The organism is Brevibacillus sp. NRS-1366 (assembly GCF_050467985.1).
This window is the reverse complement of sequence record NZ_JBITPN010000022.1, coordinates 376,151-388,866: the sequence shown is the minus strand read 5'-3', so window position 1 is coordinate 388,866 and position 12,716 is coordinate 376,151. Positions and strand designations below refer to the sequence as shown.

Genomic DNA, 12,716 nt, shown 5'->3' with positions numbered 1-12,716 from the left:
GCAAGCATGAATCAAAAAACGCCATGGGCGTTGATTACGGGAGCTTCCGGGGAGATTGGTCAAGCGATCGGTTCTTGCCTGGCAGAGGCGGGAGTTCCCCTCTATCTTCATTACCACCTTTCAGAATCCAATCTTGATTCACTCGTACATAAGTGCCAGACATTAGGGGTGCCCGCGTGCAAGCTGCAAGCAGATTTGCGCGATCCCAAGCAAATTGCTGCCATGTTCCAGACCATGCCGATCGCTCCGCTTCTTGTGGTCAATAACGCCTCGGTCGATCATGTCGGGCTTTTTTCCGACGTTTCTGTGGATATGTTCGACGAAATGGTCGCTCTTAATGTTCGTTCTTCCTTTTTGGTTAGTCAGGCGGCATTACCTGCGATGCTGCGCGAAAGGCATGGGCGCATCGTCAACGTTTCCTCGATTTGGGGCATGACCGGCGGCTCCTGTGAAGTTCTTTATTCCTTGACTAAAGGAGCTGTCAATACATTCACGAAGGCATTAGCAAAAGAAATGGCTCCAAACGGCATCACGGTGAACGCTGTAGCGCCAGGTGCGATCCAAGGCGGTATGATGCAGCGCTTCTCGCCCGATGAATTGGCGATGATTGCCGAAGAAATTCCTGCCAATCGGCTGGGTACACCGGAAGAAGTCGCAGCAGTCGTGCGCTTTCTTTTGACCCGAGAAGCTAGCTATGTGACAGGACAAATCATTAGTCCGAATGGTGGTTGGTATACGTAAGTCTATCGGATGCATAATTTCCGTGAAAAGATGGAAATCTACCTCTTGTGTGGGCAGCAAACCTGTTCGCAACGTACAAAAGGAGGGAATTTCCCCATGTCGATTCTTGACAATTTTCGCGACTGGAAAGAGTTTCTCGGTGATCGAGTAGAACAAGCGAAACAGGCAGGAATGGAAAGTGAAACATTACAAAACGTTGCCTACCAAATTGGAGGCTATCTGTCTGAGCAAGTGGACCCAAAAAATGATCAGGAGCGTCTGTTGAAGCAGTTGTGGGACGCGGGAGATCAACAGCAGCAACAGGCTCTCGCATCACTCATGCTGAAGCTTGTTGAGAACTCCGATAATGTGAGCCGTGGCAATTAGGCTTTGAAATCCCCTTCTTTTGGGGATTTTTCTTTTCGCGATTGTCGATTGATCGGAACATGATATACTACTTAAGAAGAGAATTCTGGGTGGCGGAGAGGATTGCATATGGAAGCAAAAAAAGAATGGTACATGGAGTACGAAATTGCTCGTAACCGTCCTGGTCTTTTAGGGGACGTAGCTTCTATTCTGGGTATGTTGAACATTAACATTGTCACGATCAACGGCGTTGATACGATGCGCCGAGGTATGCTGTTATTGACGGACGATGATGAAAAAGTTGAAGTTCTGCGCAACGTTGTGCAAAAAATGGACAACATAACCATAACGAGGCTTCGTCCACCCACCATGCTGGATCGTCTGGCTGTCCGTCACGGCCGTTATATTGAGCGTGACAGTGAAGACAAAAAGACGTTCCGCTTTGTCCGGGATGAGCTTGGCTTACTCGTTGACTTTATGGCGGAAATCCTCAAAAAAGAAGGACATCAACTGATTGGGATTCGCGGGATGCCGCGTGTTGGAAAAACAGAATCCATGATCGCTGCTAGTGTCTCTGCTAATAAGCGTTGGACGTTTATCTCTTCTACTTTGCTACGTCAAACTGTCCGCAGCTCATTAGCCATTGATGAACTGTCTGCTGATCATGTATATTTGATTGATGGAATTGTTTCAACTATGCGATCTACGGAGAAGCACTACACCTTGCTTCGAGAGATTATGAACTTTCCTGCCGCGAAAATTATTGAGCATCCAGATATTTTTGTAAGGGAATCAGAGTATGAGTTGTCTGATTTCCATTACATTATCGAGCTGCGACATAACCCAGATGAAGAAATTACATACGAATTAATCAACAATCGCGGCTTTGATAATTTTGACATGAATTAAGGAGGGGCAGCTGTGTCTGAGCTAGGTCAAGTACTACAAAGGGCCCGCGAGGAAAAGGGAATCTCGCTCGACGACATCCAACGAATCACCAAGATACAGCGGCGCTATTTGGAAGCCATTGAAAGGGGGCATTTTCATGTACTTCCTGGCCACTTTTACGCGCGTGCATTTATAAAAAGCTATGCGGAGGCAGTAGGGCTCGATCCAAATCACATCATGAGCCACTTCCAGTCGGATTTGCCATCTCAGCCGCCTACTGAGCAAGTGGAGAGACTGCGTCGCCGTCGGGTGGCTTCGGCGAATAATCCGCTGCAGGGAGGTCGCTGGGTAACCAAGACCTTGCTTGTCCTTTTTATCGCGCTGATTATTGGGGTCATCTATGTCGCTTTTGTGAACAGCACCGGAGGTTCAATGACCCAACCAATGCCTGGTGGGACGGTAACTCCGGGAGCAGAGATCGTTACGCCTGGTGGTGGGGGAGCAACACCTCCTCCATCTGTTCAAACGCCACCGCCTACAGGTACACCAACTCCTGATCCGGAAACGCCAACCCCTGATCCCGTTCCAGAAACGCCACAGTCAACCATCACTTTTGAGTCTCAGCAAGGCTCTATGTACACGTACGCCCTGCAAGGCGCCGAAAAAATGACCGTTCATTTGAAAGTGAAAGACGACAGAAGCTGGTTTGGAGTTTCAGAAGGAAGAGGGAAGAAATACGTGGAGGAAGGCGAACTGAAAAAGGATCAAGAAAAAACAATTGAGCTGGGAAAATCTGCTTATGTTCGCTTAGGAAAGCCTACCGTCGTAGAATTGACAGTCAATGGCGTGGCAGTCGATACATCCAAAATGAAGTTCATGCCGTCCAATATTACCATCAAAATCAAAGAAGCAGCAGCACAGTAGGCAAGCGCGATGCTTGCCTTTCATACTTTTGTCTCTTTTGACACTTCCTTTAGGCTTATATTATACTGAGTAGGTGTAATATGGGCTGGTGTGACCAATTGGAGGAAAATAAAGATGGCAGAGAAGGTAGGCACGCGAGAAAAAGTAGCGATTGTGACGTTGGGCTGTGAGAAGAATCTGGTCGATTCGGACATGATGGCCCATTTGATAGATGAAAAAGGCTATGAACTGGTTGATAATCCAGACGAAGCAACCGTGGTCATCGTCAATACCTGTGGTTTCATCGACGCTGCCAAAGAAGAATCGGTTAACAAAATTCTCGACATGGCAGAATTGAAGGAATCTGGGAAACTAAAATCGCTAGTGGTGGCAGGCTGTCTCACCCAACGTTACAAAGAGGATATCTTGAATGAGATTCCCGAGGTGGACGGTATTGTCGGAACAGGCGATTTTATGTCGATTACAGGGATCATCGAGGAATCGCTAGAAGGCAAGCGACCGATTTTTGTAGGCAATCCAATTTTTACGTATGAAGACGTAGTAAAGCGGAAAGTAAAGGAAGGTACGTACTCTGCATATATTAAAATTGCTGAGGGCTGTGATAACGCATGTACCTTTTGCAGTATCCCTCTGATGCGTGGAGGCTTCCGCAGCCGCTCGATCGAGTCTATCGTTGAAGAGGCACGGCATTTGGCATCACAAGGCATTGTGGAAATTAGCTTGATTGCACAGGATTCCACCAATTACGGTACAGACCTGTACGAAGGCAAGCTCATGCTCCCAGAGCTTTTGAATCGCTTGGCCGAGGTAGATGGAATCGAGTGGATTCGACTGCATTATGCGTATCCGGGATTCTTCACCGATGAGTTGATCCATACCTTTGCCACGAATCCGAAGGTGTGCAAATACGTAGATATGCCTCTGCAGCACTCGGAGGATCCAATTCTGAAAAGAATGCGTCGTCCGGGTCGACAAACAGATATTCGCGAGCTAGTGGCAAAAATTCGTGCGCAAGTACCTGATGTTGCCCTGCGAACTTCTTTGATTGTAGGTTTCCCGGGAGAAACAGAGGAAGACTTTGAACGTCTATCCGCGTTTGTAAAGGATATCCGTTTTGATCGTCTGGGTGTATTTACGTACTCCAATGAGGATGACACGCCTGCTTCCCGTCTGCCAGACCACGTAGACGAAGAAACCAAGGAAAAACGCGCTAACATCTTGATGGAAATTCAGCGTGAGGTTGCGGATGAACGCAATGGTCGCTTTGTCGGTCAAGTTCTCGACGTACTGGTTGAACGGTATGAGGGGCGCAATGATATTTATGTAGGTCGTACGCAGTATGACGCTCCTGAAATTGATGGCGAAGTGTTCGTCTCCGGTTTTAAAGGGGAACTGGGCTCCATCGTGAAAGTAAAGATTACGCACTCCTATGAGTACGATTTAGCTGGGGAGGTAGTCTAGGTGAATCTCGCCAACCGTATCACCCTCGCTAGGATTTTCCTGGTGCCAGTAGTCATGTTTTTTTTGCTGGTGAAATACAACATCGGGACGTTTTCCATTGGCAGTCTGACGATGACCTATAACGAGCTCATTGCGGCTTTGGTGTTTATCCTGGCAGCCAGTACGGACGGACTCGACGGTTATATCGCGCGCAAAAGGAAAATCGTGACGAATTTGGGCAAGTTTCTCGATCCGCTCGCGGATAAGTTATTGATTTCTGCGGCTTTGATTTCATTGGTTGAAATGCAGCGTTTAGAAGCATGGATCGCCATTGTGATCATCAGCAGGGAGTTTGCGGTGACAGGTCTACGGTTGGTTGCAGCGGCAGAAGGACAGGTTATTGCCGCCAGCGCACTGGGTAAACTGAAGACGTGGGTGCAGATTGTTGCAATCACGGCTGTAATGATTCGCAACTTTCCATTCGCGTTCTTCGGGATCCCATTTGACGAGGTTGCCATTTGGGCAATGGTCCTCATCACGCTTTACTCCGGATACGATTATTTTGCGAAGAACCGCAACGTTATCCAATACTCGTAATGCGGGTATTGGTCTCTTTTTTCACAAGAGGCTTCTCTAGAACGGTTGTAGGTGGTAAACTGTTAGTTTAGAGGCTTTTCTACTCTCGAAGAGAATGGATGAGGAAAATGAGAGCGGAGATTATCGCGGTAGGGACCGAGCTGTTGCTAGGTCAAATCGCCAATACAAACGCCCAGTTTCTTTCACAGAAACTGGCGGATATTGGTGTGGGAGTTTATTTTCATACCGTTGTGGGAGATAACACGGAGCGATTACTACAGGTGATTCGTCTAGCGGCTGGGCGATCAGATCTCGTCATTTTTACGGGCGGTCTGGGACCCACTCAGGACGACCTGACGAAGGAATCGGTAGCTGAGCATGTGGGAGTAGGGTTGGAAACCAATCCTGAGGCAATGAAGCGCATTGAAGATTTCTTTTTGCAACGTGGGATTGTCATGACGGAGAACAACCGGAAGCAAGCGCTAGTGCTTGCTGGAAGTCATGTCTTCTCCAATGATTTCGGGATGGCGCCTGGCATGGCGATCCGTCATGACAGTAGTACGTTCGTGCTCTTGCCTGGACCACCTAGTGAACTTTATCCGATGGTTGAGCGTCACGTCATGCCGTATTTGATTGATCTGTTACCAGAGAAGCAAGTGTTTCATTCGCACGTGCTTCGCTTTTACGGGATTGGTGAATCAGCTTTGGAGGAACGCTTGCTTGATTTGATCGAGAAACAAGAAAATCCAACGATCGCACCATACGCGAAGGAATTTGAAGTGACGCTGCGAATTACCGCGAGAGCATCGACCATAGAAGAAGGGGAAGCCCTTATTTTACCGGTGGAAAAAGAGATTCGCGATCGCGTGGGACAGTACGTGTACGGGATGGGTGAAAACTCGTCGCTGCATGAAGTCTTGGTGAAGGAACTGGGCCAGCGTGGGGAAACGATAGCTTGTGCAGAAAGCTGCACAGGTGGAACACTTGCCTCTCTCATTACTTCTGTTTCGGGAAGCTCTGCCGTCTTTGGTGGTGGAATCGTTTGCTACACGAACGAAGTAAAGCATCAGGTACTAGGTGTGCCCGAAGCAGTGTTACATACGGTTGGAGCAATTAGCGAAGAGACTGCGAAGATTTTGGCAGAAAATGTGAGAGAAAAACTAGGAACGACTTATGGGGTTTCCGTAACGGGAGTAGCGGGACCTGATCCATCCGAGGGCAAGCCTGTGGGATTGGTCTACGTGGGGATTGCAGCGGAGGGAGCGCCAACAGTCGTGAAAGAACTGCGCCTGGCAGGAAGAAGGCAGGCGATTACTGGGCGTGCCGCTAAATACGCGCTATTTTATGCGCTGCAAATGCAAAAAGAAAGGTGACATTTTATGACGATTTTTTCTGATTTTCCTTTACATAAATCTATTCTTCAAGCGATCCACGATATGGGTTTTGAAGAACCATCGCCGATCCAGGCAGCATGTATTCCAAAGGTATTGGATGGCGGAGACCTGATTGGTCAAGCTCAGACCGGGACAGGTAAAACCGCAGCGTTCGGCATTCCGCTGGTTGAAAAGGTAACACCGGCAAACCGTGTGCAGGCGATCGTTCTCACTCCGACTCGCGAGTTGGCGATTCAGGTTGCAGGGGAGCTCTTGCGTATTTCGAAATACAATAAAGTACGTACGTTGCCGATTTACGGTGGACAATCCATTGGACACCAAATTCGTGCGCTGCGTCAAGGCGTGCAGGTAGTAGTAGGTACACCTGGACGTATTATGGACCATCTGCGTCGTAAAACGCTGAAGCTGGAGAATGTCCATACACTGGTACTGGATGAAGCAGATGAAATGCTGGACATGGGCTTCATCGAGGACATTGAGACGATCATCCAGCATATGCCGGAAGAGCGTCAAACCCTGCTGTTCTCCGCAACGATGCCGCCAGAGATCAAGCGTCTGGCTATCCGTTACATGAAGCAGCCACAAACAGTTGCTGTGAGCCGTGAGGAAGTAACCGCTCCATTGATTGAACAGGTATACTACAAAGTATTTGATCGCAATAAAGTTGAAAGCCTCTGCCGTATTTTGGACAGCGAAGACGTTGAGCTGGGTATCATTTTCTGCCGCACAAAACGTGGTGTGGATGAGCTGTCCGAAGTATTGCAGTCCCGCGGATATCTCGCAGACGGCTTGCACGGTGACCTCTCTCAGGCGCAGCGTGACAAGGTCATGAACGCATTCCGTGAAGGCTCTATTGAGTTCTTGATCGCGACAGATGTAGCAGCGCGTGGAATTGACGTAGGCAACGTTTCTCACGTAATCAACTACGATATTCCTCAAGATTCCGAGAGCTACGTGCACCGGATTGGCCGTACTGGCCGCGCAGGCCGCAAAGGTATCGCCATGACGCTTGTTACACCGCGTGAAGTAAGACAAATGATGTTTATCCAAAAGCAAACCAAGGCGCAGGTGCTGTCTCGTAACGTGCCTTCCCTAGAGGAAGTAGCGGAACGCAAACAAGAGCAGCTGCGTGAGCAATTGACTAGCTTGCTTGAGAGCGACGCAATCGCAGATATGTATCAAAAAGTGGCAGATTCACTGGTGGGCCAATATCCTGCCGAAAAGGTAGCGGCCGCAGCTCTTCACCTTGCGTTCCACAGCGAAGCAGGTCAAGCGCAAGAGACAGAAGCGTACAACTTCGGAGAAACTGGTGCTGCAAAAGGCATGGTTCGTTTCTTCCTCAACGTTGGTCGCAATGCAAACATGAAACCGCAAGATTTGGTCCGGGAAATTTCTGAATCAGTAGGGATTCCAGGAAAGTCTGTAGGTCGTATCGACATTTTCGAGAACTTCACGTTTGTAGAGGTTCCGGAAGAGGTTGCAGCGTTCGTTTACGAATCCCTGCGTCAGACTCGAATCAATGGAAAGCGGATCAATCTGGAGCCAGCTAAGCCTCGTGGCGCAAAGCGTTCCTAATGGGAAGCCGATAACATAGACGTAAAACAGCCATTTCGCTGGTAAAAATCCAGGAAATGGCTGTTTTATTTGCATGCGAATATTTGTTCGCAAAAAATACTTGGCAAACCCTTCTGTCTCGATGTATGATGAAGACAAGCAAAACAGAAGCGAATGTTGAAAGGGTGTGTACCATTTGTCAGATCGTCGCGCAGCTTTGGAGAGTGCATTGCGTCAGATAGAAAAGCAGTTCGGTAAAGGTTCCATTATGAAGTTGGGGGAAGTATCCAACGTTTCAATTTCAACAATATCTAGTGGTGCACTAGCTCTTGATATTGCTCTTGGCGTAGGTGGATTCCCAAAAGGACGGGTTGTTGAAATTTACGGTCCAGAGTCTTCGGGTAAAACAACCGTTGCACTCCACGCTATTGCAGAAGTACAAAGACAAGGCGGTCAAGCTGCCTTTATCGATGCCGAGCATGCACTGGATCCGGTTTATGCTGCTAAGCTGGGTGTCAATATTGATGAATTGCTGCTGTCTCAGCCGGACACAGGTGAGCAAGCGCTGGAAATTGCGGAGGCACTGGTACGCTCTGGAGCGGTAGATATCATCGTAGTTGACTCCGTTGCGGCACTTGTGCCAAAAGCTGAGATCGAGGGCGAGATGGGAGATTCCCACGTAGGTTTGCAGGCTCGTCTGATGTCTCAAGCACTGCGCAAACTTTCTGGAGCAATCAACAAGTCGAAAACGATTGCCATCTTCATTAACCAGCTTCGTGAAAAAGTAGGCGTCATGTTCGGTAACCCTGAAACTACACCGGGTGGACGTGCACTGAAGTTCTACGCGAGTGTACGTCTCGATGTACGCAAGGCTGAGTCCATCAAGGTCGGGAACGATATCTTGGGTAGTAAGACCAAGATCAAGGTAGTCAAAAATAAAGTAGCTCCTCCGTTCAAGGTCGCAGAAGTTGACATCATGTACGGCGAAGGAATTTCCAGAGAAGGAAGCATTCTCGATATCGGTTCAGAGATTGACGTGGTACAAAAGAGCGGTGCCTGGTACTCCTTCAACGAGGAGCGTCTCGGCCAAGGACGTGAGAATTCAAAAGTCTTCTTGAAAGAGAATCCACACATCGCGTCTCAAATTGAAACGAAGGTTCGGGAATACTTCAGTCTCAATCCAGGATCGGTTCCAGAGGTAGCACCGGAGATTGATCCAGAGCAAGACGAAGAGCCTGCATTTGATCTAGAGTAGTAAACGCAAATCCCAATCAACAGCCTGTCGTCGAGACAGGCTGTTTTGTTACCGTGCAGGAAAGGTGATACGTACATCAGGTTTCCGTTATGGAGAGGAAGGAGGGAGAAGCGATGAGATGTGGGCAGATTACATCCGTTCACCGTGACAGCAAACAAAAGCAGCGTTATCACATTGATTTAGAAGGCGAGTATGCGTTTACTGTTCATGAAGACATACTGGTAAAGTACAATCTCTTTAAAGGTACAGAAGTAGATGAAGTGTTTTACCTGGAAGTGATAGTGGCCGAGGAGAAGCACAAGGCGTTTTTGGCGGCGCTTCGGTACATTGGTATTCGGCCTCGTACAAGTAGCCAATTGCAGTCTTATTTGCTAGAGAAAGGCTTTGAAGCCCAGATAGCTGAGGAGATATGCCGAAGGTGCAAGGAGCAAGGGTACATAAATGATGAGGCTTTCGCCAAGCAATGGGTAGATGAGCGTTTGCGCTTGAAACCGCGAAGTCCCTATATGCTGCGCATGGAGCTGCAGCAGCGTGGAGTGGAGAAGTCGATCGTAGAGGATGCGGTGAAAGGCGTCTCCAGAGAGGCTGAACTAGAAGCGGCAAGAGCATTGATAGAGAAAAAAGCGAGACGACTGCAGGGCCCACCTACTCCCGAAGAAGAACGCAAATTATTGTCGATGCTGATGCGAAAAGGATTCTCTCATGCGATTGTGCAACAGATTCGTGGAGAATTGCGTCAGAGAAGCGATGGATAGGGTTGACTCTATTTGCATGATCTTGACAATTCTTGTTCACAAATAATAAAATAGGTTTGTATTTACTTGGTGTATCATAACTTTTTTCGATTTGCTCACTCGTTGCCTGTGGAACAACTGAACACCCGTACTATGTGCGGATTCAGCGGACCGAGTAATATCGGTCTTGTTTTTTAGTCGAATGTTCTAAAGTGAGAGCAAACCGACAGCGGCACTCCATGAAAAACGAATGCTTGGAAAGCGGGGAGATGTCTTACAATAAGGAGGTGAAACGAAAAAGCCTATGGATCCTATACTAACAGTTGTCATTGTGCTCGTCGCCTTGCTTATCGGTTTGGGTGCTGGCTACTTCACTCGCAAATCCATTGCGGAAGCGAAGATCTCTAGTGCAGAAGAAGCTGCACATCAGATCGTAGAAGAAGCGAAACGGGACGCCGAAGCCGTTAAAAAGGAAAAGGTGCTGGAAGCCAAGGATGAAGTGTTCAAGCTTCGTTCTGAAGCAGAAACCGAGTTGCGTGAGAGACGCAACGAGATCCAGCGTCAGGAACGACGAATCCTCCAAAAAGAAGAGTCGTTGGACCGCAAGATGGAACAGTTGGAGCGCAAAGAGGAAGAATTGTCCGAGCGCGACCGTGCCATCGCAGAATTGCAAAGCAAGGTAGAGCACTTATATAAAGAGCAAGTATCAGAGTTGGAACGCATTTCCGGCTTGACGCAGGATGAAGCGAAAAACATCATTCTGACGGACGTGGAAAACACGGTTCGCCATGAAATGGCTGTGATGATCAAAGAGATCGAGACACAAGCCAAGGAAGAAGCGGACAAGCGTGCTCGCGAGATTATCACGACCTCCATCCAACGTTGTGCTGCGGATCACGTAGCGGAAACGACCGTTTCTGTTGTAACGCTGCCAAACGATGAGATGAAAGGACGAATTATCGGACGCGAGGGACGAAACATTCGTGCACTGGAGACGCTGACTGGTATCGATCTGATTATTGACGATACCCCTGAAGCAGTCATCCTGTCTGGCTTCGATCCGGTTCGTCGAGAAATCGCTAAGACGGCTTTGGATAAACTGGTCGCAGACGGACGAATTCACCCGGCCCGTATTGAGGAAATGGTGGAGAAAGCACGTCGCGAAGTAGACGAACGAATTCGTGAATACGGTGAACAAGCAACGTTTGAAACGGGCGTACACGGCTTGCATCCCGATCTGATCAAGATCTTAGGACGCTTGCGCTATCGTACGAGTTACGGTCAAAACGTGCTGAAACACTCAATGGAAGTAGCGCATCTCGCAGGTTTGATGGCGGCAGAATTGAAAGAAGACGTCAAACTGGCTAAACGTGCAGGTCTCCTACACGATATCGGAAAAGCGATCGACCATGAAGTGGAAGGTTCTCACGTAGAGATCGGTGTAGAACTGGCTAAGAAGTACAATGAGCATCAAGTGGTTGTCAACAGCATTGCTTCTCACCACGGTGATACCGAACCAACCTCCGTCATTGCCATGCTCGTGGGAGCTGCGGACGCCTTGTCTGCTGCACGCCCAGGTGCACGCCGTGAGACATTGGAAACTTATATCAGACGTTTGGAGAAACTGGAAGAAATCTCTGAGTCGTTCGATGGCGTAGAAAAGTCTTATGCGATTCAAGCGGGACGCGAAATTCGCGTAATGGTACAGCCTGAAAAGATTGACGATGCGGAAGCTACCCGTCTTGCACGGGAGATCACCAAACGAATTGAAAATGAACTCGACTATCCGGGTCACATCAAAGTGACGGTAATCCGTGAAACTAGGGCAGTTGAGTATGCAAAGTAAAGTGGCTATCGGCCACTTTACTTTTTTTACAGATAGGAATTTATAAAATTCCTATCCAGTATAAGTGCAACCGCGGCTCCGCCGAAAGGCATGGCGTAGCCAGGTTTTCTAATCTAACGTGTAAAGTAGTTGTGTATACTAGCATTGAGGTGAGAGTGAAATGAAACTTTTGTTTATTGGAGATATCATGGGTTCACCAGGCAGGGAGATTGTAAAGACATATTTACCACTTCTCAAAAGAAAATACCGGCCAACCTTTATCGTTGCGAATGGAGAAAACGCCGCTCATGGTCGAGGTATTACGGAGAAAATCACCAAGGAGCTATTCGAGGGTGGCGTTCATGCCATTACACTCGGCAATCACACGTGGGATCAAAAAGAGATTTTTGAGTTTATCGATGACGAGCCACGTATGATTCGTCCTGCGAATTACCCACAGGGGGCACCTGGAAAAGGAATTACATACATTAAGCAATCAGAAGGCGAATTAGCCGTGATTAATTTAATGGGACGAACCTTTCTACCGCCTTTGGATTGTCCGTTTCAAACGGCTGACAAACTCATAGAGCAAGCACGAAAACGGACGAAATTGATTTTTGTAGACTTTCATGCAGAAGCGACATCCGAGAAACAGGCGATGGCTTGGTATTTGGATGGAAGAGTGAGTGCTGTAGTTGGAACACATACGCATGTACAGACTGCAGATGAGCGCATTTTGCCGGGAGGAACCGGATTTTTGTGTGACGTAGGAATGTGCGGTCCAAGTAATGGAATTTTGGGGATGGAGCGGGAGGCAGTAATCAAAAAGTTTTTGACGCAGTTGCCTGTCCGGTTTGAAGTCGCTCCAGATCCAGCGCAATTGAATGCTGTTTCGATCACGCTGGATAAGACGACAGGGAATGCGAAAAAACTGGAGCGAATCAGAATTGACGTCGACCATCCATTTATGGAATAATAAGATTAGAATTTTTTGAATCTTTCATGCGAGTTAGCAGGAATTTTTAGGGGTTATGCGAATA

General features: G+C 48.1%; 12 protein-coding genes. All 12 read left to right on the top strand.

Features of this window, described 5'->3' with window-relative positions; genetic code table 11:
* Window positions 1–6: 6 nt before the first annotated feature.
* The 12 genes from ymfI (at window position 7) to ACIFQN_RS18525 (ending at window position 12,652) form a co-directional block, all read left to right on the top strand.
* Entirely contained in the window at window positions 7–741 is a 735-nt protein-coding gene (gene ymfI, locus ACIFQN_RS18580) for an elongation factor P 5-aminopentanone reductase (RefSeq protein ID WP_429834511.1), read from the top strand.
* 96 nt (window positions 742–837) lie between these two features.
* Window positions 838–1,107, top strand: coding sequence for a DUF3243 domain-containing protein (locus ACIFQN_RS18575; RefSeq protein ID WP_429834510.1), 270 nt, complete (start codon window positions 838–840; stop codon window positions 1,105–1,107).
* Window positions 1,108–1,215: 108 nt separating this feature from the next.
* On the top strand, window positions 1,216–1,995 hold the full coding sequence (locus ACIFQN_RS18570) for a DUF3388 domain-containing protein (RefSeq protein WP_429834509.1): 780 nt from the start codon (window positions 1,216–1,218) through the stop codon (window positions 1,993–1,995).
* Between the two features lie 12 nt (window positions 1,996–2,007).
* Complete coding sequence (locus ACIFQN_RS18565; RefSeq protein ID WP_429834508.1) at window positions 2,008–2,898, top strand: helix-turn-helix domain-containing protein; 891 nt, start codon at window positions 2,008–2,010, stop codon at window positions 2,896–2,898.
* Window positions 2,899–3,012: 114 nt separating this feature from the next.
* Complete coding sequence (rimO, locus tag ACIFQN_RS18560; RefSeq protein ID WP_429834507.1) at window positions 3,013–4,359, top strand: 30S ribosomal protein S12 methylthiotransferase RimO; 1,347 nt, start codon at window positions 3,013–3,015, stop codon at window positions 4,357–4,359.
* Window positions 4,360–4,935: a CDP-diacylglycerol--glycerol-3-phosphate 3-phosphatidyltransferase gene (gene pgsA / locus ACIFQN_RS18555; protein WP_429834506.1), complete on the top strand. Its 576-nt coding sequence runs from the start codon at window positions 4,360–4,362 to the stop codon at window positions 4,933–4,935.
* Window positions 4,936–5,042: 107 nt separating this feature from the next.
* Window positions 5,043–6,287 (top strand): competence/damage-inducible protein A, encoded by a 1,245-nt coding sequence (locus ACIFQN_RS18550; RefSeq protein ID WP_429834505.1) that lies wholly within the window; start codon window positions 5,043–5,045, stop codon window positions 6,285–6,287.
* A gap of 6 nt (window positions 6,288–6,293) precedes the next feature.
* Window positions 6,294–7,883, top strand: coding sequence for a DEAD/DEAH box helicase (locus ACIFQN_RS18545; RefSeq protein WP_429834504.1), 1,590 nt, complete (start codon window positions 6,294–6,296; stop codon window positions 7,881–7,883).
* A gap of 175 nt (window positions 7,884–8,058) precedes the next feature.
* The gene (gene recA / locus ACIFQN_RS18540) at window positions 8,059–9,117 is read left to right on the top strand and encodes a recombinase RecA (protein WP_429834503.1); all 1,059 of its coding nucleotides are present in this window, start codon (window positions 8,059–8,061) and stop codon (window positions 9,115–9,117) included.
* Window positions 9,118–9,230: 113 nt separating this feature from the next.
* Window positions 9,231–9,872 carry a RecX family transcriptional regulator gene (locus ACIFQN_RS18535; RefSeq protein ID WP_429834502.1) on the top strand — a complete coding sequence of 214 codons (642 nt, stop codon included), beginning with the start codon at window positions 9,231–9,233 and terminating at the stop codon, window positions 9,870–9,872.
* Window positions 9,873–10,155: 283 nt separating this feature from the next.
* Window positions 10,156–11,697, top strand: a complete 1,542-nt coding sequence (rny, locus tag ACIFQN_RS18530) for a ribonuclease Y (RefSeq protein WP_429834501.1) — start codon at window positions 10,156–10,158, stop codon at window positions 11,695–11,697.
* A 160-nt stretch (window positions 11,698–11,857) separates the two neighbouring features.
* Complete coding sequence (locus ACIFQN_RS18525; RefSeq protein ID WP_429834500.1) at window positions 11,858–12,652, top strand: TIGR00282 family metallophosphoesterase; 795 nt, start codon at window positions 11,858–11,860, stop codon at window positions 12,650–12,652.
* Window positions 12,653–12,716 lie beyond the last annotated feature (64 nt).

Bases quoted from the DNA above. Each gene is read 5' to 3' on its own strand.
- ACIFQN_RS18570 (WP_429834509.1), top strand. From the start codon at position 1,216: ATGGAAGCAAAAAAAGAATGGTACATGGAGTACGAAATTGCTCGTAAC.
- ACIFQN_RS18575 (WP_429834510.1), top strand. From the start codon at position 838: ATGTCGATTCTTGACAATTTTCGCGACTGGAAAGAGTTTCTCGGTGAT.
- ACIFQN_RS18525 (WP_429834500.1), top strand. From the start codon at position 11,858: ATGAAACTTTTGTTTATTGGAGATATCATGGGTTCACCAGGCAGGGAG.
- rimO (WP_429834507.1), top strand. From the start codon at position 3,013: ATGGCAGAGAAGGTAGGCACGCGAGAAAAAGTAGCGATTGTGACGTTG.
- rny (WP_429834501.1), top strand. From the start codon at position 10,156: ATGGATCCTATACTAACAGTTGTCATTGTGCTCGTCGCCTTGCTTATC.
- ACIFQN_RS18535 (WP_429834502.1), top strand. From the start codon at position 9,231: ATGAGATGTGGGCAGATTACATCCGTTCACCGTGACAGCAAACAAAAG.
- ymfI (WP_429834511.1), top strand. From the start codon at position 7: ATGAATCAAAAAACGCCATGGGCGTTGATTACGGGAGCTTCCGGGGAG.
- ACIFQN_RS18550 (WP_429834505.1), top strand. From the start codon at position 5,043: ATGAGAGCGGAGATTATCGCGGTAGGGACCGAGCTGTTGCTAGGTCAA.
- ACIFQN_RS18545 (WP_429834504.1), top strand. From the start codon at position 6,294: ATGACGATTTTTTCTGATTTTCCTTTACATAAATCTATTCTTCAAGCG.